At 67.0% G+C, this 25040-nt stretch carries 22 protein-coding genes; 13 read left to right on the top strand and 9 right to left on the bottom strand.

Features of this window, described 5'->3' with window-relative positions; genetic code table 11:
- The first annotated feature begins 93 nt into the window (after positions 1–93).
- The 4 genes from SGRAN_RS14785 to recA all read left to right on the top strand — a co-directional run bounded on the left by SGRAN_RS14785 (position 94) and on the right by recA (position 6196).
- Positions 94–2160, top strand: a complete 2067-nt coding sequence (locus tag SGRAN_RS14785; protein ID WP_067184874.1) for a M13 family metallopeptidase — start codon at positions 94–96, stop codon at positions 2158–2160.
- 88 nt (positions 2161–2248) lie between these two features.
- On the top strand, positions 2249–4657 hold the full coding sequence (locus SGRAN_RS14780; protein WP_067187104.1) for a hybrid sensor histidine kinase/response regulator: 2409 nt from the start codon (positions 2249–2251) through the stop codon (positions 4655–4657).
- On the top strand, positions 4650–5000 hold the full coding sequence (locus SGRAN_RS14775) for a response regulator (protein ID WP_237233527.1): 351 nt from the start codon (positions 4650–4652) through the stop codon (positions 4998–5000). Before SGRAN_RS14780 ends, SGRAN_RS14775 begins: the two co-directional genes overlap by 8 nt.
- Positions 5001–5116: 116 nt before the next feature.
- The gene (gene recA / locus SGRAN_RS14770; protein ID WP_067184871.1) at positions 5117–6196 is read left to right on the top strand and encodes a recombinase RecA; all 1080 of its coding nucleotides are present in this window, start codon (positions 5117–5119) and stop codon (positions 6194–6196) included.
- Positions 6197–6443: 247 nt separating this feature from the next.
- Here recA and SGRAN_RS14765 read toward each other — a convergent pair whose 3' ends face one another.
- The 5 genes from SGRAN_RS14765 to SGRAN_RS14745 form a co-directional block, all read right to left on the bottom strand.
- Positions 6444–7136, bottom strand: coding sequence for a TetR/AcrR family transcriptional regulator (locus SGRAN_RS14765; RefSeq protein ID WP_082737289.1), 693 nt, complete (start codon positions 7134–7136; stop codon positions 6444–6446).
- A gap of 169 nt (positions 7137–7305) precedes the next feature.
- Positions 7306–8496: an alpha/beta hydrolase family protein gene (locus SGRAN_RS14760; RefSeq protein ID WP_067184865.1), complete on the bottom strand. Its 1191-nt coding sequence runs from the start codon at positions 8494–8496 to the stop codon at positions 7306–7308.
- Positions 8497–8552: 56 nt separating this feature from the next.
- Positions 8553–9296, bottom strand: a complete 744-nt coding sequence (locus SGRAN_RS14755) for a maleate cis-trans isomerase family protein (protein ID WP_067184864.1) — start codon at positions 9294–9296, stop codon at positions 8553–8555.
- 46 nt (positions 9297–9342) lie between these two features.
- Positions 9343–10494 (bottom strand): thiolase family protein, encoded by a 1152-nt coding sequence (locus tag SGRAN_RS14750; RefSeq protein WP_067184861.1) that lies wholly within the window; start codon positions 10492–10494, stop codon positions 9343–9345.
- On the bottom strand, positions 10494–10871 hold the full coding sequence (locus SGRAN_RS14745; RefSeq protein ID WP_172709660.1) for a Zn-ribbon domain-containing OB-fold protein: 378 nt from the start codon (positions 10869–10871) through the stop codon (positions 10494–10496). The genes SGRAN_RS14750 and SGRAN_RS14745 overlap by 1 nt, the downstream gene beginning before the upstream one ends.
- Before the next feature lie 101 nt (positions 10872–10972).
- Here SGRAN_RS14745 and SGRAN_RS14740 point away from each other — a divergent pair, with 101 nt between their 5' ends.
- The 9 genes from SGRAN_RS14740 to SGRAN_RS14700 all read left to right on the top strand — a co-directional run bounded on the left by SGRAN_RS14740 (position 10973) and on the right by SGRAN_RS14700 (position 20647).
- Positions 10973–11779 (top strand): enoyl-CoA hydratase/isomerase family protein, encoded by an 807-nt coding sequence (locus tag SGRAN_RS14740; protein ID WP_067184857.1) that lies wholly within the window; start codon positions 10973–10975, stop codon positions 11777–11779.
- Between the two features lie 13 nt (positions 11780–11792).
- Positions 11793–12584 carry an SDR family NAD(P)-dependent oxidoreductase gene (locus tag SGRAN_RS14735; RefSeq protein ID WP_067110639.1) on the top strand — a complete coding sequence of 264 codons (792 nt, stop codon included), beginning with the start codon at positions 11793–11795 and terminating at the stop codon, positions 12582–12584.
- Positions 12585–12623: 39 nt separating this feature from the next.
- Positions 12624–13793, top strand: coding sequence for a CaiB/BaiF CoA transferase family protein (locus tag SGRAN_RS14730; protein WP_067184854.1), 1170 nt, complete (start codon positions 12624–12626; stop codon positions 13791–13793).
- Positions 13794–13890: 97 nt separating this feature from the next.
- Entirely contained in the window at positions 13891–16158 is a 2268-nt protein-coding gene (locus SGRAN_RS14725; RefSeq protein WP_067184853.1) for a TonB-dependent receptor, read from the top strand.
- Between the two features lie 55 nt (positions 16159–16213).
- Positions 16214–17413 (top strand): acyl-CoA dehydrogenase family protein, encoded by a 1200-nt coding sequence (locus SGRAN_RS14720; protein ID WP_172709659.1) that lies wholly within the window; start codon positions 16214–16216, stop codon positions 17411–17413.
- Between the two features lie 43 nt (positions 17414–17456).
- On the top strand, positions 17457–18284 hold the full coding sequence (locus SGRAN_RS14715) for an enoyl-CoA hydratase-related protein (RefSeq protein WP_148650889.1): 828 nt from the start codon (positions 17457–17459) through the stop codon (positions 18282–18284).
- A 32-nt stretch (positions 18285–18316) separates the two neighbouring features.
- Positions 18317–19009: a VOC family protein gene (locus tag SGRAN_RS14710; protein WP_067184846.1), complete on the top strand. Its 693-nt coding sequence runs from the start codon at positions 18317–18319 to the stop codon at positions 19007–19009.
- Complete coding sequence (locus tag SGRAN_RS14705; RefSeq protein ID WP_067184843.1) at positions 19006–20175, top strand: CaiB/BaiF CoA transferase family protein; 1170 nt, start codon at positions 19006–19008, stop codon at positions 20173–20175. The genes SGRAN_RS14710 and SGRAN_RS14705 overlap by 4 nt, the downstream gene beginning before the upstream one ends.
- Complete coding sequence (locus tag SGRAN_RS14700) at positions 20165–20647, top strand: flavin reductase family protein (RefSeq protein WP_067184840.1); 483 nt, start codon at positions 20165–20167, stop codon at positions 20645–20647. Before SGRAN_RS14705 ends, SGRAN_RS14700 begins: the two co-directional genes overlap by 11 nt.
- A gap of 9 nt (positions 20648–20656) precedes the next feature.
- Here the strand turns inward: SGRAN_RS14700 and SGRAN_RS14695 are convergent, their stop codons facing one another.
- From SGRAN_RS14695 to alr, 4 genes are all read right to left on the bottom strand, one after another.
- A complete protein-coding gene (locus SGRAN_RS14695; protein ID WP_067184837.1) occupies positions 20657–21787 on the bottom strand; it encodes an NAD-dependent epimerase/dehydratase family protein in 1131 nt (376 codons plus the stop codon).
- A gap of 400 nt (positions 21788–22187) precedes the next feature.
- On the bottom strand, positions 22188–22532 hold the full coding sequence (locus SGRAN_RS14690; RefSeq protein ID WP_067107944.1) for a RidA family protein: 345 nt from the start codon (positions 22530–22532) through the stop codon (positions 22188–22190).
- Positions 22533–22561: 29 nt separating this feature from the next.
- Positions 22562–23809, bottom strand: a complete 1248-nt coding sequence (locus SGRAN_RS14685) for a D-amino acid dehydrogenase (RefSeq protein WP_067184834.1) — start codon at positions 23807–23809, stop codon at positions 22562–22564.
- The gene (gene alr, locus SGRAN_RS14680; protein WP_067184832.1) at positions 23806–24945 is read right to left on the bottom strand and encodes an alanine racemase; all 1140 of its coding nucleotides are present in this window, start codon (positions 24943–24945) and stop codon (positions 23806–23808) included. Before alr ends, SGRAN_RS14685 begins: the two co-directional genes overlap by 4 nt.
- Between the last annotated feature and the right edge of the window lie 95 nt (positions 24946–25040).

The raw sequence follows: 25040 nt of genomic DNA, 5'->3' as shown, positions 1-25040 counted from the left end.
CGCGCGGTTCGCGCGGGTATAGCTGTTTCCATTGTAACCATCTGCCCCGCGCGCCGGGGCCGTGGTCGCGCCCACCATCCTCTGGGGACCGTCATGACTCGTTCGCATATCTCTTCGCGCCTGTTCGCGACCGCCGCCGTCGGCGCGCTTCTGCTCGGCTTCGCCTCCTCCGTCACGGCGAAGGACGCCGCCAAGGCTCCGGCGCCCGCCGCCGATGCCGCCGCCGGGCCGGAGATCGGCGATTTCGGGCTCGACATGGCGGGCATGGACCGGGGCGTGAAGCCCGGCGACGATTTCTATGCCTATGCCAACGGCACCTGGGCAAAGACGACGGCGATCCCCGCCGACAAATCCAACTATGGCATGTTCACCGCGCTCGCCGACCTGTCGCAGCAGCGCACGCGCGAGATACTGGATGCGGCGAAGGGCAATCCGGACAGCATGATCGGTCGCGCCTATGCCTCCTATCTCGACGGCGCGGGGGTCGAGGCGAAGGGGCTGGCGCCGATCGAGCCCTGGCTGAACAAGGTACGCGCCGTCGACAAGGCCGGGCTGGCGGCACTGCTGGCCGAGACCGACCGCAACGGCATCTCGCATTTCTTCGGCGGTTATGTGGGCCAGGACGACAAGAATCCCGACGTCTATATCTACACCATGTATCAGGGCGGCATCGGCATGCCCGACCGCGATTTCTACCTGAAGGGCGGGGACCGCAACACGGCGTTGCAGGCCGCCTACCTCCGCCACCTTGAAAATATACTGACCCTCGCGGGCGAAAAGGACGCCGCGGGGCGCGCGCGGGCGCTCTACGATTTCGAGAAGCGGATTGCCGAGGTTCACTGGGACAAGAACGACAGCGGCGACGCGACCAAGGTCTATAACAAGATGACGATCGCCCAACTCGCGCAGGCGGCGCCGGGCTTCGACTGGACGACCTTCATACGGGGCATCGGGGTCAAGGAGGACAGCCTGCTCGTGTCGCAGCCGAGCGCCTTCACCGGCGAGGCGAAGCTGATTGCCGAGGCGCCGATCGGCGTGATCCGCGACGCGCTGCTCGTCCGCAGCCTCGACGATTTCGCCGACGTGCTGCCCGACGCGGTGGCGCAGGAGGCTTTCGCCTTCCACGGCACCGCGTTGTCGGGAACGCCGCAGATGCAGGAACGCTGGAAGCGCGCGGTCGATTTCGTCAGCGACAATATGGGCGAGGCGGTTGGCAAGGATTATGTCGCCAAATATTTCCCGCCCGAAACCAAGGCGGCGATGGACGGGCTGGTGAAGAACGTCCTCGCCGCGCTTGACGAGCGCATCGGCCACCTGACGTGGATGCAGCCCGAAACCAAGGTGAAGGCGAAGCGCAAGCTTGCCAACTTCACCACCAAGATCGGCTATCCCGACCGCTGGAAGGACTACAGCACGCTCGAAATCCGTGCCGACGATCTGTTCGGCAACGCGCTGCGCGCCAACCAGTTCGCGCATGACGACAATATCAGCCGCCTCGGCGGGCCGATCCGCCGCTGGGAATGGGGAATGACCCCGATGACGGTCAATGCCTACGCCAATTTCGGGATGAACGAGATCGTCTTTCCCGCGGCGATCCTGCAACCGCCCTTCTTCGATCCCAAGGCCGATGCGGCGATCAACTATGGCGGCATCGGCGCCGTCATCGGCCACGAGATCAGCCATCATTTCGACGACCAGGGCGCGAAATATGACGAGACCGGCAAGCTGTCCGACTGGTGGACCCCGGCCGACGTCGCGGCATTCGATGCGGCGGGCAAGGCGCTCGTCGCGCAATATGACGCCTATGAAGTGCTGCCCGGCGAACATCTCGACGGTACCTTCACGCTCGGCGAGAATATCGGCGACCTCGCGGGGCTGACCATCGCCTATGACGCGTACAAGGCGTCGCTGGGCGGCAAGGCAGCGCCGGTGATCGACGGGCTGACCGGCGACCAGCGCTTCTTCCTCGGCTGGGCGCAGGTGTGGCGGCGCAACTACCGCGAGCAGAATCTGTCGCAGCGTATCACCACCGACCCGCATTCGCCCTCGATTCAGCGGGCATGGGTCTCGCGCAACCTTGACCCTTGGTATAAGGCCTATCAGGTAAAGCCGGGCCAGAAGCTGTATCTGGCGCCGAAGGACCGTGTCCGCATCTGGTGATGCGAAACAGGAAAGACTGCCCTTGACCGCGACGACCCTGCCTTCCGCTGACGCCGAACTCGGCAGGGGGGCGGGGCCGGCGGCGGCGCTGGTGCCTTCGGGATTGTCGCGATTCGACAGGACGCTGCTCGGTGGGCTGGTGCTGCTGTCGGTCGGGCTTCTTTTCTGGGCGACGCGCGATGCCGTGCTGGCGGCGGGTTTCCTCGCGGGTCTCGCCATCGCGGCGGGCGGCGTTCTGTTGCTGCGCCGGGTCTTTCCCGCCGTGGGAGCCAGCGAGGCGGCGGCGCCCGACTGGACGATGCTGCGCCAGGCGGTCGATCACGACGATGTCGCGATCGCGGTGACCGACCGGGCGGGGCGCCTCGTCTGCGCCAACGATTTGTTCGCGACCTGGATGGGCGGTTTCGTGACCCCGCCCGGCCTGCCGCTCGACGGGCGCGGCGCCGAGGCGCTGAAGAACGCCGGCCGCGCGGCGTGGCGCGACGGCGAGGGGCGCGTCGACGATCTGAAGGTCGGCGCGCTGCCGCTGCGCGCACAGGTCAACCGCACCGGGCAGGCCGACGATTATCTGGTCTGGCGCTTTGCGGCGATCGACCGCCTCGACCTTGCGTCGGAGATTCTCCGCCACCTCGAAGGACCGGCGGGCCGGACGCTCGGGCAGGCGGGAGTGATGGCGGCGCTGGTCAATGCCGAGGGCCGGCTGCGCGTCGCCAACCAGGCCTTTCTACTCCGGGCGCTCGGCGAGAGCGATGCGAGCCATTATGCCGGGCGCGACGTGGCGGCGATGCTGCGGCTCGACGATTCGGGCGGGCTGACCTTCGCGCGCGAGGGCGACCGGGCTCCGCCGGTGCGGATGCTCCAGATTCCGCTGGCGCCGGCCGACCCCGCCGCCCCGGTGCTGCTCGCGCTGATCGACGAGGAGGTCGGGCCCGCCGACCGCGGCACCGCGCAGACCTATATCGAGACCTTGCTGTCGCTGCTCCCCTTCGGGCTCGCGCTCGTCGATCGCGACGGGCGGTTCCTCTACATGAACCGCGCCTTCGGGCGCGCGGCAGGGGTGGCCGATGGCCGGATGCCGCGCTACCCCGGCGACCTCGTCGTCGGCGAGGACAAGGGGCCGCTCGCCGACATGATCCGCCGCCACAGCAGCGGTCAGCAGGTCGGCGGTGATCTGTCGATCCGCCTCGTCGGGCAGGGCGACGATCCGGTGTCGATGCGCGTCGTCGGCGTGCGCGGGCTGGGCGAGGCGGCGGTGCTGCTCAGCCTCAAGGATTCGAGCGAGGAGACGCGGCTCAAGCGCCAGGTCGCGCAGCAGTCGAAGATGCAGGCGGTCGGCCAGCTCGCGGGCGGCGTCGCGCATGATTTCAACAACATCCTGACCGCGGTGCTCGGAAGCTGCGACCTGATGCTGATGCGCCACACGCCGGGCGACAGCGACTATGACGATATCCAGCATATCCGCAGCAACGCGAATCGCGCCGCCAGCCTGACGCGGCAATTGCTCGCCTTCTCGCGCCAGCAGACGCTGCGCCCCCAGATATTGCAGCTTCCCGACGTGATTTCGGAGGTTTCGCACCTGCTCAGGCGGCTGATGGGCGACACTGTCCAGCTTGCGGTCCACCATGGCCGCGGGCTCGGCGCGGTGCGTGCCGACCCGGTCCAGCTCGAACAGGTGATCATCAATCTCGCCGTCAACGCGCGCGATGCGATGATGCCCGGCGGCGGCACGCTGACGATCGAGACCTATCCGGTGTCGGCGGCCGAGGTGCGGCAGATGGGCAACGAGTTCATGCCGCCCGCCGATTACAGCGCGCTCAAGGTCAGCGATACCGGCGCGGGCATTCCCGCCGACATCTTGCCCAAGATCTTCGAACCCTTCTTCACCACCAAGGACGTCGGCAAGGGGACGGGGCTGGGCCTGTCGACGGTCTATGGGATCATCAAGCAGTCGGCGGGCTTCATCTTCGCCGACAGCCGGCCCGGCGAGGGGACGAGCTTCACCATCTACCTGCCCGTCCACCGCACCGCCGGCGCCGCCCCCGCCATCCCCGGCAGCGGCGCCCCCGCCGTCCCCGCCGCTCCGATCCGCGCAAAGAAGTCCCAATGGGGCACAGGCACCCTCCTGCTGGTCGAGGACGAGGACATGGTCCGCGCCGTCGCCGAACGCGCGTTGACCCGTGCGGGCTACAGCGTCGTCACCGCGTCGCAGGGCGAGGAGGGGCTCGAGCGGTTCGCGGGCATGGACAAGGTCGATCTGGTGATCAGCGACGTCGTGATGCCGACGATGGACGGTCCGACGATGGTCCGCGCGATGCGCGCGAGGCGGCCGGCGCTATCCGTGCTCTTCATGTCGGGCTATGCCGAGGAGCAGCTTCGCCAGTCGATCGACATCGATCATGTCGCCTTCCTGCCCAAACCCTTTTCCGTCGCGCAACTTGCCGAAGCTGTTTCGGCGGCGCTCGACGATGCCGCGCACCGGGTGTCCGATGATGGATGATCGGCTGGTCCTGCTGGTCGAGGACGACGTGCTGATCGGCATGATGCTCGTCGACATGCTCGAAGCGATCGGCTTTCCCGAGCCCGCACAGGCGACGTCGATCGAGGAGGCGCTTGCGGTGCTCGACGCGCAGCCGGTCGCGGCAGCGCTGATCGACATCAACCTGGGTGAAACCAAGGGATGGCCGGTGGCCGATGCGCTGGCGGCGCGGGCGATTCCCTTTGCCTTCACCACCGGCGGCGGCGACATCATCCCGCCCGCGCACGCGCACCGGACGCTGGTGACCAAACCCTTCCGCCTGACGGAGATCGAGGCGGCTCTGAACGCGTTCTTCACTGAATAGTCTTTCCGCTCACCAAATTATTTTGTTCTTCTATTGTTCCAATAGAACAAATGTGGTACGAAGGTCGGGCGTTGCGATGCCTCTGTGCTCGCTCTAGAGCAGGAAAGGGACGGCAAATGGCCGGACAATTGTCACTCGTCGAATCGGGGAAATCAGTGAACGGACCAGACAGGCAGAAGGCGCTCGACGCCGCATTGGCGCAGATCGACCGCGCCTTCGGCAAGGGCTCAGTGATGAAGCTCGGCTCGAAGGAGGCGATGCAGGTCGAGGCGATCTCGACCGGTTCGCTCGGGCTCGACATTGCGCTGGGGGTCGGTGGCCTGCCGCGCGGGCGCGTCATCGAAATCTATGGCCCCGAAAGTTCGGGCAAGACTACGCTCGCGCTGCATTGCATTGCTGAGGCGCAGAAGATGGGCGGCACCGCGGCCTTTGTCGACGCCGAACATGCGCTCGATCCCGTCTATGCGAAGAAGCTTGGCGTCGACATCGACGAACTGATCGTGTCGCAGCCCGACACCGGCGAGCAGGCGCTCGAGATCGTCGACACGCTGGTGCGTTCGAACGCGATCGACGTGCTCGTCGTCGATTCGGTCGCGGCGCTCGTTCCGCGTGCCGAGATCGAGGGCGAGATGGGCGACAGTCATGTCGGCCTGCAGGCACGGCTGATGTCGCAGAGCCTGCGCAAGCTCACCGGGTCGATCAGCCGTTCGCGCTGCATGGTGATCTTCATCAACCAGCTGCGCATGAAGATCGGCGTGATGTACGGGAATCCCGAGACAACGACCGGCGGCAACGCGCTCAAATTCTATGCCTCGGTCCGCCTCGACATTCGCCGCACCGGGCAGATCAAGGACCGCGACGATATCGTCGGCAACACGACGCGCGTCAAGGTGGTCAAGAACAAGGTTGCGCCGCCGTTCAAGCAGGTCGAGTTCGACATCATGTACGGTCAGGGTATTTCGAAGATCGGCGAGATCCTTGACCTCGGCGTTAAGGCCGGGCTGGTCGAGAAATCGGGCGCCTGGTTCAGCTATGATTCGATCCGAATCGGGCAGGGCCGCGAGAATGCGAAGAATTTCCTGAGCGAAAATCCCGAGCTGATGCAGCGGCTCGAAAGCGCGATCCGCGGCCGCACCGATGCGGTGGCGGAAGAGATGATGACCGGTCCCGACGACGGGGAAGACGACGATCTCTGATCGCGTCCGTCTCCCGTTCGGCCGGTCTCGTTTTCCGGACCGGCCGGCCGGCCGGCCGGCCGACGGCGGCGGGCACACGCCCCTTGGACCTGCAAGCCCCTCTCCTGAAGCAGGTCGGCCCGCCCGCCATTGACGTGCCTCTCGGCGCCTTCGCACTGTTCGCGCTAGCCTACCGGGCCCGACGGAGAGGTTCCGCAAGGTTTTCGTGAACTTGTCGGCTGTTTGATCTGAAACCCCCTAAGGATGATTAGGGCGCGTTGTCTTTCGGCGTCAGGAAAAGCGACAGAACCATTTCGATGTGATTTTCGATGAAATCCTCATCGAAGGGATTCTGCTTCGACATGAATTGATATTCTTCGGACAGCGTGAACACCGACGTAGCAGCTCCGATGAATAGATAGCGGAGATGCATCGGGTCGCCGCTGCGAAGCATGCCTTCCTCCTGCGCCTTCCGCAAAATCATCAGGTCCATGGCGATGCCGGGCGCGAGATGATTCTTGATCAGCCATTCCAGCCGCTTCTGCCCGCCTTCGTTGGCCTGGACCATGAAGCGGTGGAGTTGGGGAACCTTGGCGCTGAACAGGATGAACTCGCGCAGCATCAGACGCAGCAGGATGGGCTGATCGACCCCGTCCAGGCCCTGATATCGCTTTCGCTGCTGCGCGACATATTCGCCGAAAACATATTTGGCTGTGGCTTCCCACAGCAATTCCTTGTTGCCGAAATGATGCCCGATCAAACGGTGGTTGACGTCGGCCTTGTCGGCGATCTCCCGCGTGCTGGCGCCGTCGAATCCCTTGTCGGCGAACTCGCGCAACGCCGCTGCGAGGATGGCCTGTTTGGTCTCGATCGCGCGCTGCTGCTCCCGCCGCTTACGCCGCTGGGGCGCGCGTTGCGGGCTCGTCTCGGCTTTTGCGCCGTCTGCAGATACACTGGTCAATGGACTATCGTCCCACCTCTATCAGTCGCACGGGCCGCGCTGGCGGTATCGGCGCCCGTCGCGCCCCGTTTCGCGAATGCCCGTCGTTTAAGATACAGTTGTGCGCGACGCAACGTCGGGCGCGACCGCGGCGGAGGGAAGAGCGGGGGCAGCGGCGCGCTACCCCCGCTCACCCCCCTCCAGAGGCGTCAGGCAGGCCTTCGAGCAGGCCGCCCTTCCGAAGCCAGTCGATGATCAGTGTGATGGCGGCATCCAACTGCTCCCGCTGGCCGATGTAATAGTGATTGGCACCGGGGATGGTATGCAGTTCCTTCGGACCACCGAGGCTGCGATAGATGATGTCGGTGTGCGAAGGCGGGCAGCAGTCATCGGCGGCATTGGCGATCACCAGCGCGGGAACCGTGACATGCGGCCCCTGAAGCTCCGTGTTCGCGCGCGATTCGTCGATGCTCCATTGCGAAAGCCAGCTTCGCAGGGTCGCGAACCGCGCCAGTCCGATGGGGCCGTTGTTCACGGCCTCCGGTTCGCCGAGGTAGCAGATTCCGGGAGCTCTCCCATTGGCGTCGAGCATGGGGTCGAGCCACCGAGGGTCCGCCATGGTGCCGTGGGTCACGAAGCATCGTTCCTGATCGGCCGAACCGCGCCGCTTCAGCGCGTCTAGCGTCTCGCGCACCCACGCCGTAATCCGCTGGTTGCGGTCGATCTGCGCCGCGCGATAGGCCGCGACGAAATCGGGGGCATAGGGCGGCTTCGGCCCGTTGATGCGGTCATAGAGGTCGAAGGCGGCGTTGCGATCGGTCGGGTCGCCTTCGCTGCGCAGCGAAGCATCCATCGACTCGGTCATGATCCGCGCACGCGCCGAATGGGCGGCAAGCTGCATGATCGCATCGGCCGGCTGAAGCCCCGACAGGTCGATCGCATGGCCGCACGGCGTCGCCGTGATCGTCGGATTCTGGGCTTGCGACTGATAGAAGACCGAAAGCGAGGCCCCGCCGCTCCAGCCAGCGAGAATGACCGTCCTGTAGCCCAGTCGTTCGCGGGCATATCGGACATAGTGACCAAGGTCGACGAGCACCTTCTCCATGATCAGTGCGCTGTCGTTGTGCGGATAGCGGCTGCCGCATGCAAGCACCGGAACGCCGCGTCGGGCCAGTTCGCGCGGCAGCGGCAGTGTGTCGAGCGTCGCTGTGGGGTGCATGAAAAGGAGTACGGTGTCGCGGGTGGCGTCGGGGCGCCGCAGATGCATGCCCTGCAGGACTACGTTCGCCACCCCGCCGCCGTAGGTTTCGCGCGACTGCTGCGCCTCGGTGAATGCGATGAGAATAGGGGTGGTGGTGGGTTTTTTGTAGTCTTTTGCCATGATTGTGGCCTTTCGGTTGCGGGTTCGGTGACCTTGCGGTGGCGATGGAGGTGGCGTCAGCCGGGGGTGGCCAGCATGAATCCGGCGTCCGGCGCGACGGGTTCGAGGCCGAGCGACCGCAGCATGGATCTGGCGGTGCAGATGGAGGCCGACGTCACCGGCAGGCCGAGCTTGTCCTCGACGACGGGGACCGCGGCGAGCGACGGCATCTGCACGCAGGCGGACAGGACCACCATGTCGGCGCCATCGATCCTGAGCCGGTCCACATCGTCCACCAGCGCCATCGGATCGCGGCGCCCGACCTCGAGATTGTCCTGGATCGCCAAGGCGATCGCGTCGACCACGCGGATGCCCTGATCCTCGATATAATCGACGACCAGCGCGGTCAGCGCCGGCATATAGGGGGTCACGATCGCGACCGACCGGACGCCCGCGAGCCGGAGTTCGTCGACGAGGGCGCCGGCCGAGGTGATCACCGGCGCGGCGTGGCCTTCCTCGCGCATTCGCGCCTGCAGCGCGTCCTGGCTGGCGCAGTGATAGCCGCGGCCCATGCTCATGATCGCGACGAGGCAGGCATAGCCGACGACATCGACGGCGGCGTCGGCCAGTTCCGCCGCACAGCGCAGGCTGTCCCGGTCCATCGCCGCGAGTTCTTCCTTTGTGACCTGCTTCATCCGCATCCGGCTCGAATGAAAGGTGAAGCGATCGCCGGGATGCAGGCGTTCGCGCCCGCGCAGGATTGCGGGAATTTCGGTTTCCATCGTGGTGTTGGAACTGGGAACGATCTGACCAATGCGCATGGGTGATTCCTGTTGACTGATGCTGACGGGCCGGTGTGCGCCGGGGTCAATCGGCGGCCGAAAGGATGTGGACGACGCACACCGAACCGATGCCGACCATATGGGCGAGCCCGAGGCGGGCCCCCGGGTGCTGGCGCGGGCCGGCTTCGCCGCGGAGTTGCCGCGCGATCTCGCAAATCTGGCCGACGCCGGTCGGGCCGATGGGATGCCCCATCGCCAGAAGGCCGCCCGAGGGATTGATCGCGATGCGCCCGCCGATGTCGAAATCGCCGCGCGCCAGTTGTCCGGCGGCCTGTCCGGGCGGGCAGACGCCCAGCGCCTCGACGTAGAGCAGTTCCTCGATCGAGAAGCCGTCGTGAAATTCGACGACGTCGAGGTCGCCGGGTGAAACGCCCGCTTCCGCGCAGCTCATGGCCAGTGTTTCGCGGGTCAGCTCGGTGTCGGGATCGGCGCCGGGGTCGTAAACCCGCTCCGAGCGCGACGTGGACGAGAGGACCCGGACGCTGCGCGCGCGAGAGAGGCCGAGCCGCGCGATGGCGTCGTCGGACGCGACGATCACGGCGGCGGCGCCTTCCCCGATCGGGCAGCATTGCAGTCGGGTCAGGGGGCCGGAGATATTGGGGCCGGACACTATCTCCGCGAGCGAATAGCCCTTCTGCCGGTGTGCATGGGGGTTCTTCGATGCGTTCCGGAAATTCTTTTCCGCGACCCGGGCGACCTGTTCGGCGGTGACCCCGTACCGGCGCATATAATCGTCGGCGAGCAGCGCGAAATGCGTGAAGGGCGAGGCGTAGGCGTTGACCAGATCGGGAACGCCCGCCGCTTCGTGGGCGAGGCGGATCGGGGCGGGTTTGTCGAGCCCGATCGCGAGCGACACGTCCGCCATGCCGCTGGCGACTTCGAGAACCGCCTGACGTACGGCCGTCGATCCCGAAGCCGAGGCATTTTCGACCTGGGTGATCGGCAGGCCCGAGGCCCCGAGATGCCTCAGCATCGCACGGCTGGGCGCCATGCCGAGCAGCGCCGTCCCGCAATAGGCGGAGTCGATGGCGGAAAAGGCGATCCCGGCATCGGCCATCGCCTCGCGAATCGCCGTCAGGCCGAGTTCGACATAGGTCGTCTCGCTGAGCGGCTGGAACCGATGAAGGCCGATCCCGATGACATGGACGGGGCGATAATCGCGCAGCGGCCGGCGCATCACGCCGCCTCGCGCTTCTGGAACCGCAGGACGCGGTCGGTGCTTTCCTCTTCCGCCGCTCGCTCGACGAGCACGGTTTCGACCGCATCGCCCGCGGCGAGCGATTCGCCGGTCGAATCGGCCATGATCGCCCGAATGACCGGGCCATCGTCCAGCGCGATCGACGCCATCGTATAGGGCACCGACAAATCGCGCCTGTTCGCGTGGGTCGTCGTCACGAACGCCACGATGCGCCCCCGCCCGACCAGCGGGCGATCGACCAGCATCGCAGCCGGCGCCCCGCATTTTTCGCAGCCGTAGGGATTGGGCGGAAAGGCGACGCGGCCGCAGCCTTCGCATTTCTGCCCCCTGAGCGCCGGGTTCGGTTCGCCTTCCAAAAAGAGCCCCGCCAAAGCTTTTCCCCATTTCAAAAAATGTGTTGACTTGGATAATATGAGATTATTAAATTCCTCAGTCAAGCAATACATGGGAGTGGGTTTTGCAACAGGCCAGGCCGATCCGTATCGAGCGCAGCGGGGCGATCGCGACGATCATCCTCGACCGTCCGGCGCGCGCCAACACGATCACCATGCAGCTCACGGTCGATTTCAACGACGCGCTCGACGACCTCGAGGCCGATCGCGAGATCGCGTGCATCCTGGTGACTGGGGCGGGCGAAAAGCATTTCTGCGGCGGCGCCGACTTGCGCGAGATCGAGGACATGATCACCGAAAAAGGCGTCACGGGCGATCCGCGCCGAGATTTCGTCAGCCATATCGAGGCGGTGGCGAAGCCGGTCATCGCGGTCATCAACGGCGCCGCAATGGGGGGCGGCTGTGAAATCGCGCTCGCCTGCGATTTCCGTATCATGGTGGACGACGCGAAGATCGGCCTTCCCGAAATCCGCTTCGGCGCGCTGCCCGGGGCCGGCGGCACGCAGCGCCTGCCGCGACTGGTCGGGCTCGCCAAGGCCAAGGAACTGATCCTGCTCGGCGGCTCGCTGAGCGCGCGCGAGGCGCTTGCGGTCGGCCTGGTGACGGCGGTCGCATCGAGAGAGGCGCTCGACCGGTGCGTCGAGGATCTGGTGGGGCAACTCGTCGGCAAGGCGCCCTATGCCCTCGCGGCCGGCAAGGCGCTCCTCAACCGGTCGCTCGACCTGCCGCTCGCGGAGGGGCTGGCGATGGAGCGCCGGGTCGTCCGCGACATGGGATCGAAGGAGGAGCGCGACGATTTTCGTGAGCGTTCGATGACGAACGATGCCGTCTATGCGGGGATATTCTCTCCGCAAAAGACGACGGCGCGTTGAAGGGGGGATAGCGTTGAACCGGCAGATTCTGACATTGGAAGGGCGCACATGCCTCGTCACCGGAGCGGGGCAGGGCGTCGGCCGCCGGATCGCCCTGCATTTTGCCGGAGCGGGAGCCCGGGCAGTCGTCGTCAATGATTTCCGCGCCGACCGCGCGGAGGCGGTTGCGGAAGAGGTTCGCGCGCTGGGGGGCGAAGCGGTCGGCATCGCGGCGGACGTGACCGACCGCGATGCCGTGGAGGCGATGGTAGCGAAGGCCGCGGAGGCGTTCGGTCCGGTCGATATCCTCGTCAACAATGCCGGCAACATGGGGGCGAAGCCGGACGAGGTCGAACCGGCACCATTCTGGTCGGCATCCCGGGCGACGTGGGACGCCTTTCTGGGCGTCAATCTGTACGGCGTGCTGAACTGCTCCAGTGCCGTTCTGCCGGCGATGATGGAGCGGAAATTCGGCCGGCTGGTCACGATCGTATCCGATGCCGGACGGGTCGGCGAACCGGGCCTCGAAATCTATTCCGCGGCGAAAGCCGGCGCGGCGGGCTTCACGCGCGCGGTTGCCAGAACGATGGGGCGTCACGGGGTGACGGCGAACAATATCGCCATCGCGACGACGCGCACGCCGGGCGTGGCCGATGTCACCGAGGACCCGGAACGCGCCCGCCGGATGCTCGGCCAATATGTGATCCGGCGGTTCGGCGAGCCGGAGGATATCGCCAACATGGCGCTCTTCCTCGCGTCGGACGCGGCAAGCTGGATCACCGGGCAAACCTACCCCGTCAATGGGGGCTATTCCTTCGCTCTGTAGACGGCAAAAGCTCTGCGGAAACGGATCGGGAGAGAGACTTTGGAAAAGGCCGAGTTCTACAGAGACGCGCGACACGATTGCACCGGCCCGTGCCAGGGCCTGACCGTGATCGAGCTGACGACGTCGTGGGCCGGCCCGATGGCCGGTTGCATCCTCGCCGACTTCGGCGCCCGGGTCATCAAGGTCGAGCATCCGGCGGGCGAAGTGATGCGGCGCCAGCCGCACGGCATCCCCGGTTCGGACCTGATGGTCCAGCACGAGACGGTGAACCGGAACAAGCAGAATGTCGCCCTCGACGTCCGCGACCCGGACGACAAGGCGGCGTTCCTGAAGCTGTGCGAACAGGCGGACGTCCTGATCGAGAACTTCAAGCCCGGAACCCTGGCCAAATGGGGCCTGGGCTATCGCGACATCGCGAAGGTAAAGCCCGACATCGTCTATGTTTCGATCAGCGGCTTCGGGCAGTTCGGGCCGCTGTCGGACCGGGCCTGTTACGATCCGATCGCCCAGAATTACTGCGGCTGGACGTCGGTGGCGGGCGAGCCGGGAGCGGGGCCGTTGAAGGCGCCGACCTATCTGGCGGACGACCTCGCCGGCCTGCATGCGGCGCTGGGGCTGCTCGCGGCGCTGCGCCATCGCGATCGCACCGGCGAGGGGCAGCATGTCGACGTCGCGCTGACCGACTGCCTGCTCTATACCAGCAACGGGAATCTGACTGTCGGCGCCTATGGGCTCGACCTGCCCAAGACGGGCAACCAGTTCCTGAAGGCGATGCCGGCCAACACCTATCCGTGCGCCGACGGCCACGCCTATATCGCGACGCTGCTCGATACGCACTGGGACGCGATGGCCGAACTGATCGGCCGGTCCGACCTGTCGGGTCTGAAGCTCGCCGAGCGGCTCGAACGCCGCGAAGAGTTGAACGGCCTGCTCGCGGGCTGGTGCGCGCCGCGCCCCGTGGACGAGGTCATCGCCGCCTTTTCGGCGCGCGGATTGGCCGTCACGCGCGTCAATACCTACGCCGACGTCGCCGCCGAGCCGCACATTGCGGCGCGCGACATGTTGCAGGCCGTGCGCCTGTCCGATGGGGTGGAGGCGAAGCTCACCGGCCCGTCGATCAAATTCTCGCGCACGCCGACGACGATCCGCCATCCGGCGCCGCCGATCGGCCAGCACGATCCGGACCTGATCGGAAGAGAGAAATCATAACATAAAATCAGATGGATAAGTGGGAACAAGGGCCGCGCATATGGTCCTGACATTGGGGAGGGAAGAGATGTCTGTTGCGTATACCATCAAGGCCAGAATGGGACTTCTGACGGCGACGGCCCTGGCGCTGTCGCTTCAATCCCCCGCCGCGTTCGCGCAGGACACCGGAACCGGGCAGCCGGCGCGCGCCGACGCGTCGGGCAGCGGCCTCGACGAGATCATCGTCACGGCGCGGAAGCGCGAGGAGAATCTGCTCGACGTGCCGGTATCGGTCGCGGTCGTCGGGGGACAGAGCCTCGACAAGCAGGGCGTCCAGATGCTCGGCGAAGCGCTGAAGGCGGTGCCCGGCGTGTCGGTGACGCCGACCCCGGTCGGCGACCTGCTGTTCATCCGCGGGATCGGGTCGGGCGAGAACCAGGGTTTCGAAATGTCGGTCGGCACCTTCGTCGACGGCGTCTATTTCGGGCGCGGCCAGTCGTCGCGGCACGCCTTCCTCGACGTCGACCGCATCGAGGTGCTGAAGGGGCCGCAGCCGATCCTGTTCGGCAAGAACACGATCGGCGGCGCGCTGAACATCACGACGCGCAAGCCGACGGACACGTTCGAGGCGTCGATCCTGGAATATATCGAGCCGCAGTTCGGGACGTTCCGCACCACCGGCATCCTGTCGGGGCCGCTGTCCGATACGCTCGCGGCGCGGGTGGTGGTCCGCTCCTATATCACCGACGGTTTCGTCAAGAACACATTCCTGGGCACCGACGAGCCGCGGCGGCGCGACTGGGTGGGGCGCGCGACGCTGGCGTGGAACCCGACGGATCGGTTGGAGGTCCTGCTGAAGGGCGAATATGGCAAGGCGCGGATGCGGGGCGGGCGCGCCCAGATCAGCAAGGCGTCGCCGACGCTGCGGCAACTGATCCAGCCGATCGATCCCAATGCCGAATATGAGCTGAACTATCGCAAGTCGGGCCCGGGGGTGGCCAACCGCTTCAACCGGGAGTTCGAGGATGCGTCCACGTATAACGCCAACCTCACCGCGACGCTCGACCTCGGCTCGCACACCCTGACCAGCGTCACCAGCTATGCCGGCTATGACGTCGATTATGCCTTCGACAGCGATTTCACGCCGCTCGACCTGATCCATCAGCTATGGGATCAGAGCTGGCGGTCTTGGGCGCAGGAACTGCGGCTGGCGTCGGCGTCGGGCGGGGTGTTCGAATATCAGGGGGGCGTCTATCTGTCGTCGGAAAAGCTGCGCAGCGACAAGCTGGCGTTCCTGAATTTCTCGCAGACCCCGCTTCCGTTCGGCAGCGGCACGCGCGTGCAGAATTTCCGGCAGACGACGGACAACTGGTCGGTCTTTGCCGAGGGCACGATCAACGCCACCGATGCGCTGTCGCTCGTCGCCGGCTATCGCTACACCCACGACAGGAAGGGGATGGACAAGCGATTCTATTTCTCCGACCTCGGCTCGCTGACGCCCAATCCCAATCTCACGGTCTTTTCGGCGATCGGGCTGGGCGTTCCGCATCAGCTGAACGACATCGAGCGCAGCACGAACAACCATTCGCTCGCGCTGACGCTGCGCTATAAGCCGGGCGACGTGATGTACTATGCCTCCTACACGCAGGGCTTCAAGGCCGGCGGCTTCGACGAGGGGGACACCAAGGGCAAGCTGAACGCGATCATCTTCGACGACGAGAAGGTCGACAGTTTCGAGATCGGCATCAAGGGCGAAAGCGCCGACCGGCGGCTGCGCGGGCAGATCGCGGCCTTCTATAGCCAGTACGACAATCTGCAGGTCAGCATCTTCGACGGCGTCGCGGCGCTGATCGTCGGCAATGCGGCGGCGGCCACCTCGGCGGGCGTCGAGGCGCAGGCCCAGTTCGCCGCGTCGGACCGGCTGACGCTGGGCGTGTCCGCGACCTATCTGAAATCGGAATATGATTCCTATCCGGCCGGTCCCTGTCCGTTCGGGCAGGGCACGACCTGCAACCTGACCGGAAAGCGGCTGCCCTATGCGCCGAAATTCTCCGGCACGCTCAACGCGCGCTGGGAGGACGGGCTCGCCGGGGGCTGGACCTATTCGATCGACGGGCAATTGTTCCACAGCGGTTCCTTCTTCACCGCGGGCGACCTCGATCCCTTCGTGGCGCAGCGGGCATTCACCAAGCTCGACGCGTCGATCACGCTGACGTCGCCGAACGAGGCGTTTTCGCTCGCGCTGGTGGGCAAGAATCTGACCGACAAGACGACCGCGCATTTCGGCGACGACATCCCGCTGTCGAACATCCTCGGCAACAATTACGAGCAATATGTCGACCCGCCGCGGACGATCGCGGTGCAATTGCAGTTCAAGTTTCGGTGAAGGATGATCGCGAGCCCCGACGTCCGGGCGCTCGCGGGGACCACGGAGTGACATGATGACGGCAGAGACTTTGGCTCGCGAGGCGCCCGGCGCGAAAGCACCGACCACCACGAAGGAAGAACTGGTCGGGAGGGCGAAGCGCCTGTCCGCGCTGCTGGCCGCGGAGGCGCGCGAGGCCGAGGCGCTGCGGCGCCCGACCGACACGGTCATCCGGGCGCTGGAGGAGGCGGAGATCTTCAAGCTGATGGCGCCGCGCGTGTATGGCGGGCTCGAGTTCGACCTCGATACCTTCTTCGAGGTCGGACTCGCGCTGAGCGAGGGCGATGCGTCGATGGCCTGGGTCGCGAACTTCTATATCGAGCATGTCTGGATATTCTGCCTCTTTCCCCGCGCGTTTCAGGAAGAGCTGTTCGCGAGCCGGAGCTATGCGCTGGCCCCGGCGATGCTGTCCCCGACCGGGCAGGTGACGCGCGTCGAGGGAGGGTATCGCCTGAACGGGCGCTGGTCGTGGAGCACGGGGATCATGCACGCCGACTGGGTGCTGCCCGCGGCGATCGTGACGCGCGAGGACGGCAAGCGGGTGCCGATGTTCTTCGCCTTGCCCCGATCGGAGGTGCGGGTGGAGGATACGTGGTTCGTCGACGGGATGCAGGCGACCGGCAGCAACGACGTGCTGATCGAGGACGCCTTCATCCCCGATGGCCGGATGCTGTCCTTCCCCGACATGATCGAGGGCAACACGCCCGGAGCAAGCCTCCACCCGAACCCGCTCTACCGCACGCCGATGCTGCCGACGCTGGGGCTGGCGGCGGCGATGCCCGCGCTGGGGCAGGCGCGCAACAGCGTGCGCCTGTTCAAGGAACGGCTGCTGGCGCGGAAGGCGGAAGGCGGAACGCGGCGGGTCGGCACCGCAAGCTATATGCGGCTGGCCCGCGCCGAGGTGCAGGTCGAGCAGATTTACCTGCTGCTGCGGCATCTGGTCGAGGACGTCATGCGGCTGCGCAACGACGCGACGCGCGTCGACCGGACGCGCTGGGCCACGCAGCTTGCCCATGCCGTCGACCAGTCGAAGAGCGTCATCGCCTATGTCTGCGAAGCGGCGGGCGCCAGCGGCCATTTTCAGGACAGCCCGCTGGGGCGGGCGGCGCGCGACGTGAACACCGTCGGGGCGCATATCGTGTTCGACCTCGACGCCCGCCTCGAACTGCACGGCGCCGCGCTGCTGGGCGAGGAGATTCCGGGGATTCTGGTATGATCGCCGCGGCCGGCCACATTCGCGCGATCCGGGAGATTTGACGATGGCGGTCGTGGATCTGGAAATCCGGGATTCGATAGCGGTCATCACGCTCAATCGCCCCGAACGGCTCAACGCGATGGATGCCGAAATGGCGGTCCGGCTGATCGACGTCTTCGAGCATGTCCGCGCCGCCGACGAGCTGCGCGTCGCCATCCTGACCGGCGCCGGGACCAAGGCCTTTTGCGCGGGGGGCGACCTCGACGCGGTCATCCCGCTGATGACGGGGGCGCGGGCACCCGAAACCGAGTGGGAAAGACGGTGGCTGGACATCCGCGAGAGCGATGGGCGCAAGAGCGGTGGGCGCAAGAGCGGCGGACCGTTCAAGACCGACATCGGAAAGCCCCTGATCGCGGCCGTCAACGGCCATGCGGTGGCCGGCGGGATGGAGCTGGTGATGAATTGCGACATCCGCGTCGCCGTCCCACACGCCACCTTCGGCATTCCCGAGGTCAAGGTCGGACTGTTCCCCGGCGGCGGATCGACGGTGCGCCTGCGCGACCAGATTCCCTTTGCCCACGCGATGCACATGCTGCTGACCGGAGAGGCCATCTCGGCCGAGGAGGCGCGGGCCTATGGGTTCGTCAACAGCCTCGTCGATCCCGCGCTGCTCATGGACGAGGCGATGCGCATTGCGAGCCGCATCGCCGCCAACGGCCCGCTCGCGGTGCAGGCGGTGCGCAACTCGGTGCGCGCCACGCTGGGCCTGCCAGAGACGGAGGCGCTCGCGGTCGAAACCGAATTTTCGGCGCGGGTCCACGCCACCGACGATGCCGTCGAGGGGCCCCGCGCCTTTCTGGAGAAGCGCCCGCCGGTCTTCAGGGGGCGCTGACGTATAGCGGCCGGGCCGCACGGGAGAATGTCATGGATAACCGGGTGCAGGGACTACATCATCTCGCGATCAGCACGGCGGACATCAAGACGCAGATCGACTTCTTCACCGACAAGCTGGGGATGGAACTGGTGGCGCTGTACTGGATGCACGGCGCCAAGGAGACGTGGCACGGCTTTCTGCGCATGAACGACGAAAGCGCGGTGGCCTTCGTGCAGGGACCGCTCGTCGCGAGCATCCCGCAAAGGTTCGGCGAGACGCACGCGGGCAACCCGACCGCGGCGAGCGCCGCCGGAACGACACAGCATATCGCGTTGAAGGTGAAGGGCATGGAGGACCTGCTGCGGATGCAGGCGCGGCTGCGATCCAGGGGCGTGCCGGTGCTGGGGCCGGTCGACCATGGTTTCTGCAAGTCGATCTATTTCGCCGGGCCCGAGGGGCTGGCGCTCGAACTATCCTGTTCCGACGCGCCGATCGCGCCCGATAGCTGGATCGATCCCGATGTCGTGGCGCGGGCGGGCATCAGTCCGGAGGAGTTGGAGCGATACCGAAACCCGCCGGTCTATGAGCCGTCGGCGCAGGAGGTTTCGCAGCCCGGACCGGACGCGCCCGGACCGCATATGACCAACTATCCGCCGGGCATTTATGAAAAGCTGATCGCGCTGTCCGACCAGCAGGTCTGGGATGCGAGCGAAAGCGCACCGCCGGTGGGCGGCGCGCGATGACGGCGGGTGGGGGGCCGCTCGCCGGCATTCGCATCATCGAACTGGCGGGGCTGGGGCCGGCGCCGTTCGGCGCCATGCTGCTCGCCGACATGGGCGCGGAGGTGGTCCGCGTCGAGCGCGTCGACGGGGGGAACGGCATCGGCGTCGCGGTGCCCTTCGACGTGCTGGCGCGCAATCGCCGGTCGATCCGCCTTGACCTGAAACAGGACGAGGGCAAGGCGGCGCTGCTGCGCATGATCGACGGCGCCGACGGGTTGATCGAGGGGTTCCGACCCGGAGTGCTCGAACGGCTCGGCTTCGCCCCCGACCTGCTGCTCGAACGGAATCCGAAGCTGGTGGTCGGCCGGATGACGGGATGGGGCCAAGACGGGCCGCTTGCGCAGCGCGCGGGGCACGACATCAACTATATCGCGCTCGCGGGCGCGCTGTTCAGCATCGGCGGACGGGGCGGGCCGCCGGTGCCTCCGCTCAATCTGGTGGGGGATTTCGGCGGCGGCGGGCTGGTGCTCGCCTTCGGCGTCGTCTGCGCGCTGCTCGAGGCACGGGGGTCGGGGAAGGGGCAGGTGGTCGACGCGGCGATGGTCGACGGTGCCGCGCTGCTGACCGCCGGCGTGCACGGAATGCTTGCGCAGGGCATGTTCCGCGAGGATCGTGGCGGCACGATCCTGAACGGCGGCGCGCCCTTCTATGCCGTCTATGAGTGCGCCGACGGCGAGTTCGTCACGATCGGTTCGCTCGAGCCACAGTTCTTCGCGCTGTTGCAGGAGCGGCTGGGGATCGACCCGGCGGAGTTCGGAAACCGCAACGACCCGCGGCAGTGGGACGGCCAGCGCGAGCGGCTCGCCGCGATCTTCCGCAGCCGGACGCGCGACGAATGGACCCGGCTGCTCGGCGACAGCGACGTCTGTTTCGCCCCGGTGCTGCGCATGACCGAGGCCCCGCAGCACCCCCACAATGCCGCGCGCGGGGTGTTCGTCGAGGTCGGCGGCCTCGTCCAGCCGGCCCCGGCACCGCGCTTCAGCCGCACCGCGGCGGGCGCCTGCACGCCGCCGGCCGTGCCGGGGGCCGACACCGACGCGGTGCTTGTCGCCTTTGGATTCAGCCGCGAGGAGGTCACGGCGCTCCACGCGGGCGGCGTGGTGGCGGGGGCCGCGGATGCGGACTGAGCCGGCGCTCGATGCGCGCGCGCTGCGGCAGGTCTTCGGCCTGTTCGCCACCGGGGTCACCGTCGTCACCGCGCGCCACGCCGACGCGGAACCCGTCGCGATCACCGCCAACTCCTTCACCTCGGTCTCGATGGAGCCGCCGCTCGTCCTCTGGTGCCTCGACAACCGGAGCCGCCACCTTCCGGCCTTCGCGCCGGGACGGATGTTCGCGGTGCATGTGCTGAACGACGGCCAGGCCGAGCTGGCGCTGCGCCACGCCCGGTCGGGCGGCGCACCCGAAAGCCCGCGCGCGGCGCGTCCCGCGCTTCCCGTCGTCGAGGGCGCGCTGGCGCGCATCGAGTGCCGCGTCGCCGACCGCCCCGTCGCGGGGGATCATCACATCATCATCGGGCGCGTCCATGACGTCGCGGTCGCCGACGGCGCCCCGCTGGTCTTTCACGCAAGCCGGTTCGGACGCTTCGCCCCGGCCTGACGCCGGGGATCACCGGGCGGGCCGGCTGGGGTGCGCGTAATAGTGGCTCATGTCGAAATCGGGGAAATCGATCGCCTCGATCGCGGCGCGGGCGCGGTCGAGTTCGGCGATGATCCGGTCCTCCATGTCGTAGCGGAACGCGTCCTTCAGTTGCGGTTCGGCGGCGCCGCCGCGCGCCGCGGGGTCTTCGAGGAACCAGTCCACCGTGCGCCGGATGCCGTAGGCGACCGGCGCGGGCGTGTAGCCGAGCGCAGCGAGGTCGCCGATGTCGAGGACGTGATGCCCGACGGTCAGCGGCCAGCGGGCATAGGGCCACGCCGGGCGCGCGAGCGCCGCGGGCGCCGAGACCAGTTCCACCGTCCTGCCCATCGCGTCGGCGATCAGGCGAATCCACTTGCGATGCGAGATCGGCTCGCCATCGGCGCAATTGAAGACCCGCCCCGCCGACGCCCGCCGGTCGCGCACGACGGCCAGCACGATCCGCGCCGCATTTTCGGCATAGAGCGCGCTTTGCAGCAGGAAGCCGCCTTCGGGAACGATGATGCGCTCGCGCCCGTCGAGCAGGCGGCGGATGATGCTCCATTCGACCGCGCCGGGCTGGCGCGGCCCGTAGATGCGGGGATAGCGCAGGATCGTGGTCGCGAGATCGCCCTGCGCGTGCGCCCATTGCAGCGCCGTGTCGGTCTCTACCACGCGCACGCCGAATTTCCCGACGGGGTCGAGCGGGACGTGCGGCGGCATCGGCAGACCTTCGTCCAGATACTGCACCGACCAGTCGCGCGCCTCGCCGGTTTCCGAGGTCGGCCGCACGGTCGCCGGCGGGTCGATCCACCCGGGATAGAAGGTCGAGGTGATGCCGATCAGATGCTCGACATGGCCCGTCAGCGCCCGGGCGACGAGGCGGAGGCGGCCATATTGCACGATCGCGGTGTCGAAATAGCGCCCGGCGACGGCCTGCTGCACGGATTCGAGGAAATTCGGGTCGGCCGCCAGATGCTCGACCGGACCATCGAAGGCGACCGGATGGCGCCCGGTGTTCATCACCGCGACCCGGTGCCCCTCGGCGATCAGGGCGTTGACCACCAGCGCCCCCGTCGGCCCGCCGCCACCGACCAGCAGGATGTGCTTGTGTTGGTCCATCGTCTCTCTCTCCAGCGAACCGTGCGGGTCATGGGCCCGATTTTCATTATTCCTTATATGGAGAAAATAGACTGTTATAATTATCCTATCAAGGAATTTATATTTCGTGCGCAGGGGCATGGCGATGTCGGGGTCCATGCGAGGCAGGCGCACGTAGCTGGACCCCGGCCTCCGCCGGGGAACGGTTGCTCGTCGAAAAGGGATAATGGCCGACTTGTTTCAAGGGGCAAGGTCTGCCCGCACCTGAAGGCGGTGCAGAAGGGAAGGCCCGACCATGGATGCTGAAACGGGTTCAGCCTGACGAAGGAGCAGGTCGGCCGGTGGAAGGCGGAATTTCCACAGGTGATAAGCCGCGTCGCCCCAGCTTTCGCCGGGGCGACGATATCGGCATTGGTGTCGGTCAGGCCGCGGCGACGACGATGATCTCGACCTTGTATTCGGGCGTAGCCAGCTTCGCTTCGCCGGTGGCGCGCGCGGGGGCGTCCTTGCCGTCCACCCATTCGTCCCACACCGCGTTCATTTCCGCGAAGTCGGCCATGTCGGCGAGCCAGATCGTCGCCGAGAGGATCTTCGATTTGTCCGAGCCGGCGGCGGCGAGCAGCGTCTCGATCGCGGCTAGCACGGCGCGCGTCTGGGCGGTGACGCTTTCGCCCGGCGCCCCGACCTGACCCGACAGGTAGATGGTCCCGTTGTGGACGACCGCCTGGCTCATGCGCCGCCCGGACTCGATACGGTTGATGGTCATGCTGTTTCCTTTCGATGTTGTTGCAGGTGTCAGGAGCGGCCGTAGCGCGCGAGCGACAGGTCGGCGGTTTCGATGTCGGGCGGCCGGCCGCCGATCAGGTCGGCGATCACCCGCGCCGATCCGCACGCCATCGTCCAGCCCAGCGTGCCGTGGCCGGTGTTGAGGAACAGGTTGGGATAGCGGGTCGGGCCGACGACCGGCGTGCCATCGGGCGTCATCGGACGCAGGCCCGACCAGTAGGTGAGGGCGTCGATGGCGCCGCCGCCGGGGAACAGGTCGGTCAGCGAATGGAGCAATGTCTCGCGCCGCCGCTCGGGCAGGGCGTTGTTGTACCCCGAAATCTCCGCCATGCCGCCGACGCGGATGCGGTCGCCGAGGCGGGTGATCGCGATCTTGTAGCTTTCGTCCATCAGCGTCGAAAGCGGCGCGTGCGCGGCGTCGGCGACGGGCACGGTGATCGAGTAGCCCTTGACCGGATAGACGGGCAGGGTCAGCCCCAGCGGCCGCAGCATCTGCGGCGAAAAGCTGCCGAGCGCGACGACATAGGCGTCCGCCGTCACCAGCCCCTGGTCGGTTTCGACCCCGATATCGGGCCGCAGCGCCTGAATCCGGGTCCCGTAGCGGAAGGTGACGCCGCGCGCCTCCGCCATGCGGGCGAGCGCAGCGGTGAATTTGAAGCAGTCGCCGGTTTCGTCGCCGGGCAGCCGCAGCCCGCCCACCACCTTGTCGCGCGCCGCGCCCAGACCGGGTTCGACCGCCACGCAGCCGTCGCGGTCGAGCACCTCGAACGGGACGCCGCTCGCGCGCAGCACCGCGATGTCCTTTGCCATGCCGTCGAGCTGTTTCTGGGTGCGGAACAGTTGCAGGGTGCCGCCGGTGCCTTCGTCATAGGCGATGCCGGTCGTCTCGCGCAGCGCGACGAGGCAGTCCTTGCTGTATTCGGCGAGGCGGACCATTCGCGCCTTGTTCACATGATAGCGCGCGCTGGTGCAGTTGCGCAGCATCGCCAGCAGCCACCGCAGCATCGCGCCATCGATCTGCGGCCGCAGGATCAGCGGCGCGTGCCGCATCATCAGCCAGCGGATCGCCTTCATCGGGATGCCGGGCGCGGCCCACGGGGCGGAATAGCCGGGCGAGACCTCGCCCGCGTTGGCGAAGCTGGTTTCGAGCGCCGGGCCGGCCTGGCGGTCGAGCACCACCACCTCGTGCCCCGCTTCGGCCAGATACCAGGCGGTGGTGACGCCGATCACCCCGCTGCCAAGAACCGCGATCTTCATGCCGGCCTCCCTGAATTGACCCCCGCGAAGGGAAGATAGTGCCGGTCGTAACGATGGCCGAGCGACGTCAGTATCTCGTAGGAAATGGTCCCCGCATCGCGCGCGAGGACGTCGACCGGCTGATGCGGGCCGATGATCTCGACCCAGTCGCCTTCCGCAGGCTGCCCCGCGGGCAGGTCGCTGACGTCGAGCGTGATGCTGTCCATCGACACGCGCCCGAGGATCGGCAACCGCCGGCCGTCGAACCAGGCGGCGCCGCGATTGCCGAGCGTGCGCGGCAGGCCGTCCGCATAGCCGACGCCGATCGTCGCGATGCGCGTCGGCCGGGTGCAGCGATGGGTGAGGTCGTATCCGACCCCGGTGCCTTCGGGGACTGTGCGGACCTGCACGACCCGCGCGTCGAGCCGGACGACGGGTTCGAGCGCGTCGGCCGGGTCGCCGCTGGGCGATCCGCCGTAGAGCGCGATCCCCGCCCGCACGACGTCCTTGTGATAGGGGGCCGCCAGAAAGGCGCCGCCCGAATTGGCGAGCGACCGGGGAATGCCGGGAAAGGCGGCCGCCAGCCGGTCGAAGGCGGCGATCTGCATCGCGTTGGCCTCGCTGCCGGGGGTGCCCGACGAGGCGAGGTGGCTCATCACCAGCCGCAGGTCGACCGCCTGGCGGAAGCGATCGTCATGCGCGAGCCGGACGTCGTCTTCGGGGGCGAGCCCGAGCCGCGACATGCCGCTGTCGAGTTGCAGGACGGCGGGAAGCCGCCGATCGAGCGCGCGCGCGGTCTCGGCCCAGCGCTCCGCCTGACCAAGCGAATTGAGGACGGGAACGATCTCGTGCCGCGCGCATAGCGGCTCGACCCCCGGCGGAAGGCCGTTGAGGACGATGAGTTCGGCCTGCGGCGGAAGTTCGTCGCGGATCGCCAGCGCCTCGTCGAGATGCGCGACGAAGAAGCGGCGACAGCCGGCATCCCACAGCGCCGACGCCACCGGACCGCTGCCGAGGCCATAGGCATCGGCCTTCACCACCGCCGCGGCCGTAGCGGGGGCGACGCGCGCGGCGATGGCCGCATAGTTGCGGGCCAGCGCCGACAGGTCGATCCAAAGCCGGCCGCAGCGGGCCGTAGGCGCGCGATTATCTGGCAAAGACGATCCCCTTCCGGCAAAAAGAATATCAGAATAATGTTGGATTTTGGATGCGAATTACGCGTGATTATTCTGTTTTAGCGGTTTTAGTTGAA

It is taken from the genome of Sphingopyxis granuli, assembly GCF_001559015.1.
Lineage (GTDB): Bacteria > Pseudomonadota > Alphaproteobacteria > Sphingomonadales > Sphingomonadaceae > Sphingopyxis > Sphingopyxis granuli.
Note: the sequence above shows the minus strand (reverse complement) of the source record. Positions and strands in the feature narration are given on the sequence as shown.

Bases quoted from the DNA above. Each gene is read 5' to 3' on its own strand.
- SGRAN_RS14685 (WP_067184834.1), bottom strand. From the start codon at position 23,809: ATGAAGATCGCGGTTCTTGGCAGCGGGGTGATCGGCGTCACCACCGCC.
- SGRAN_RS14750 (WP_067184861.1), bottom strand. From the start codon at position 10,494: ATGCGCCGGCCGCTGCGCGATTATCGCCCCGTCCATGTCATCGGGATC.
- SGRAN_RS14755 (WP_067184864.1), bottom strand. From the start codon at position 9,296: ATGCGCATTGGTCAGATCGTTCCCAGTTCCAACACCACGATGGAAACC.
- SGRAN_RS14725 (WP_067184853.1), top strand. From the start codon at position 13,891: ATGGGACTTCTGACGGCGACGGCCCTGGCGCTGTCGCTTCAATCCCCC.
- recA (WP_067184871.1), top strand. From the start codon at position 5,117: ATGGCCGGACAATTGTCACTCGTCGAATCGGGGAAATCAGTGAACGGA.
- SGRAN_RS14715 (WP_148650889.1), top strand. From the start codon at position 17,457: ATGGCGGTCGTGGATCTGGAAATCCGGGATTCGATAGCGGTCATCACG.
- SGRAN_RS14785 (WP_067184874.1), top strand. From the start codon at position 94: ATGACTCGTTCGCATATCTCTTCGCGCCTGTTCGCGACCGCCGCCGTC.
- SGRAN_RS14775 (WP_237233527.1), top strand. From the start codon at position 4,650: ATGGATGATCGGCTGGTCCTGCTGGTCGAGGACGACGTGCTGATCGGC.
- SGRAN_RS14705 (WP_067184843.1), top strand. From the start codon at position 19,006: ATGACGGCGGGTGGGGGGCCGCTCGCCGGCATTCGCATCATCGAACTG.
- SGRAN_RS14760 (WP_067184865.1), bottom strand. From the start codon at position 8,496: ATGGCAAAAGACTACAAAAAACCCACCACCACCCCTATTCTCATCGCA.
- SGRAN_RS14695 (WP_067184837.1), bottom strand. From the start codon at position 21,787: ATGGACCAACACAAGCACATCCTGCTGGTCGGTGGCGGCGGGCCGACG.
- SGRAN_RS14710 (WP_067184846.1), top strand. From the start codon at position 18,317: ATGGATAACCGGGTGCAGGGACTACATCATCTCGCGATCAGCACGGCG.
- SGRAN_RS14700 (WP_067184840.1), top strand. From the start codon at position 20,165: ATGCGGACTGAGCCGGCGCTCGATGCGCGCGCGCTGCGGCAGGTCTTC.
- SGRAN_RS14690 (WP_067107944.1), bottom strand. From the start codon at position 22,532: ATGACCATCAACCGTATCGAGTCCGGGCGGCGCATGAGCCAGGCGGTC.
- SGRAN_RS14720 (WP_172709659.1), top strand. From the start codon at position 16,214: ATGACGGCAGAGACTTTGGCTCGCGAGGCGCCCGGCGCGAAAGCACCG.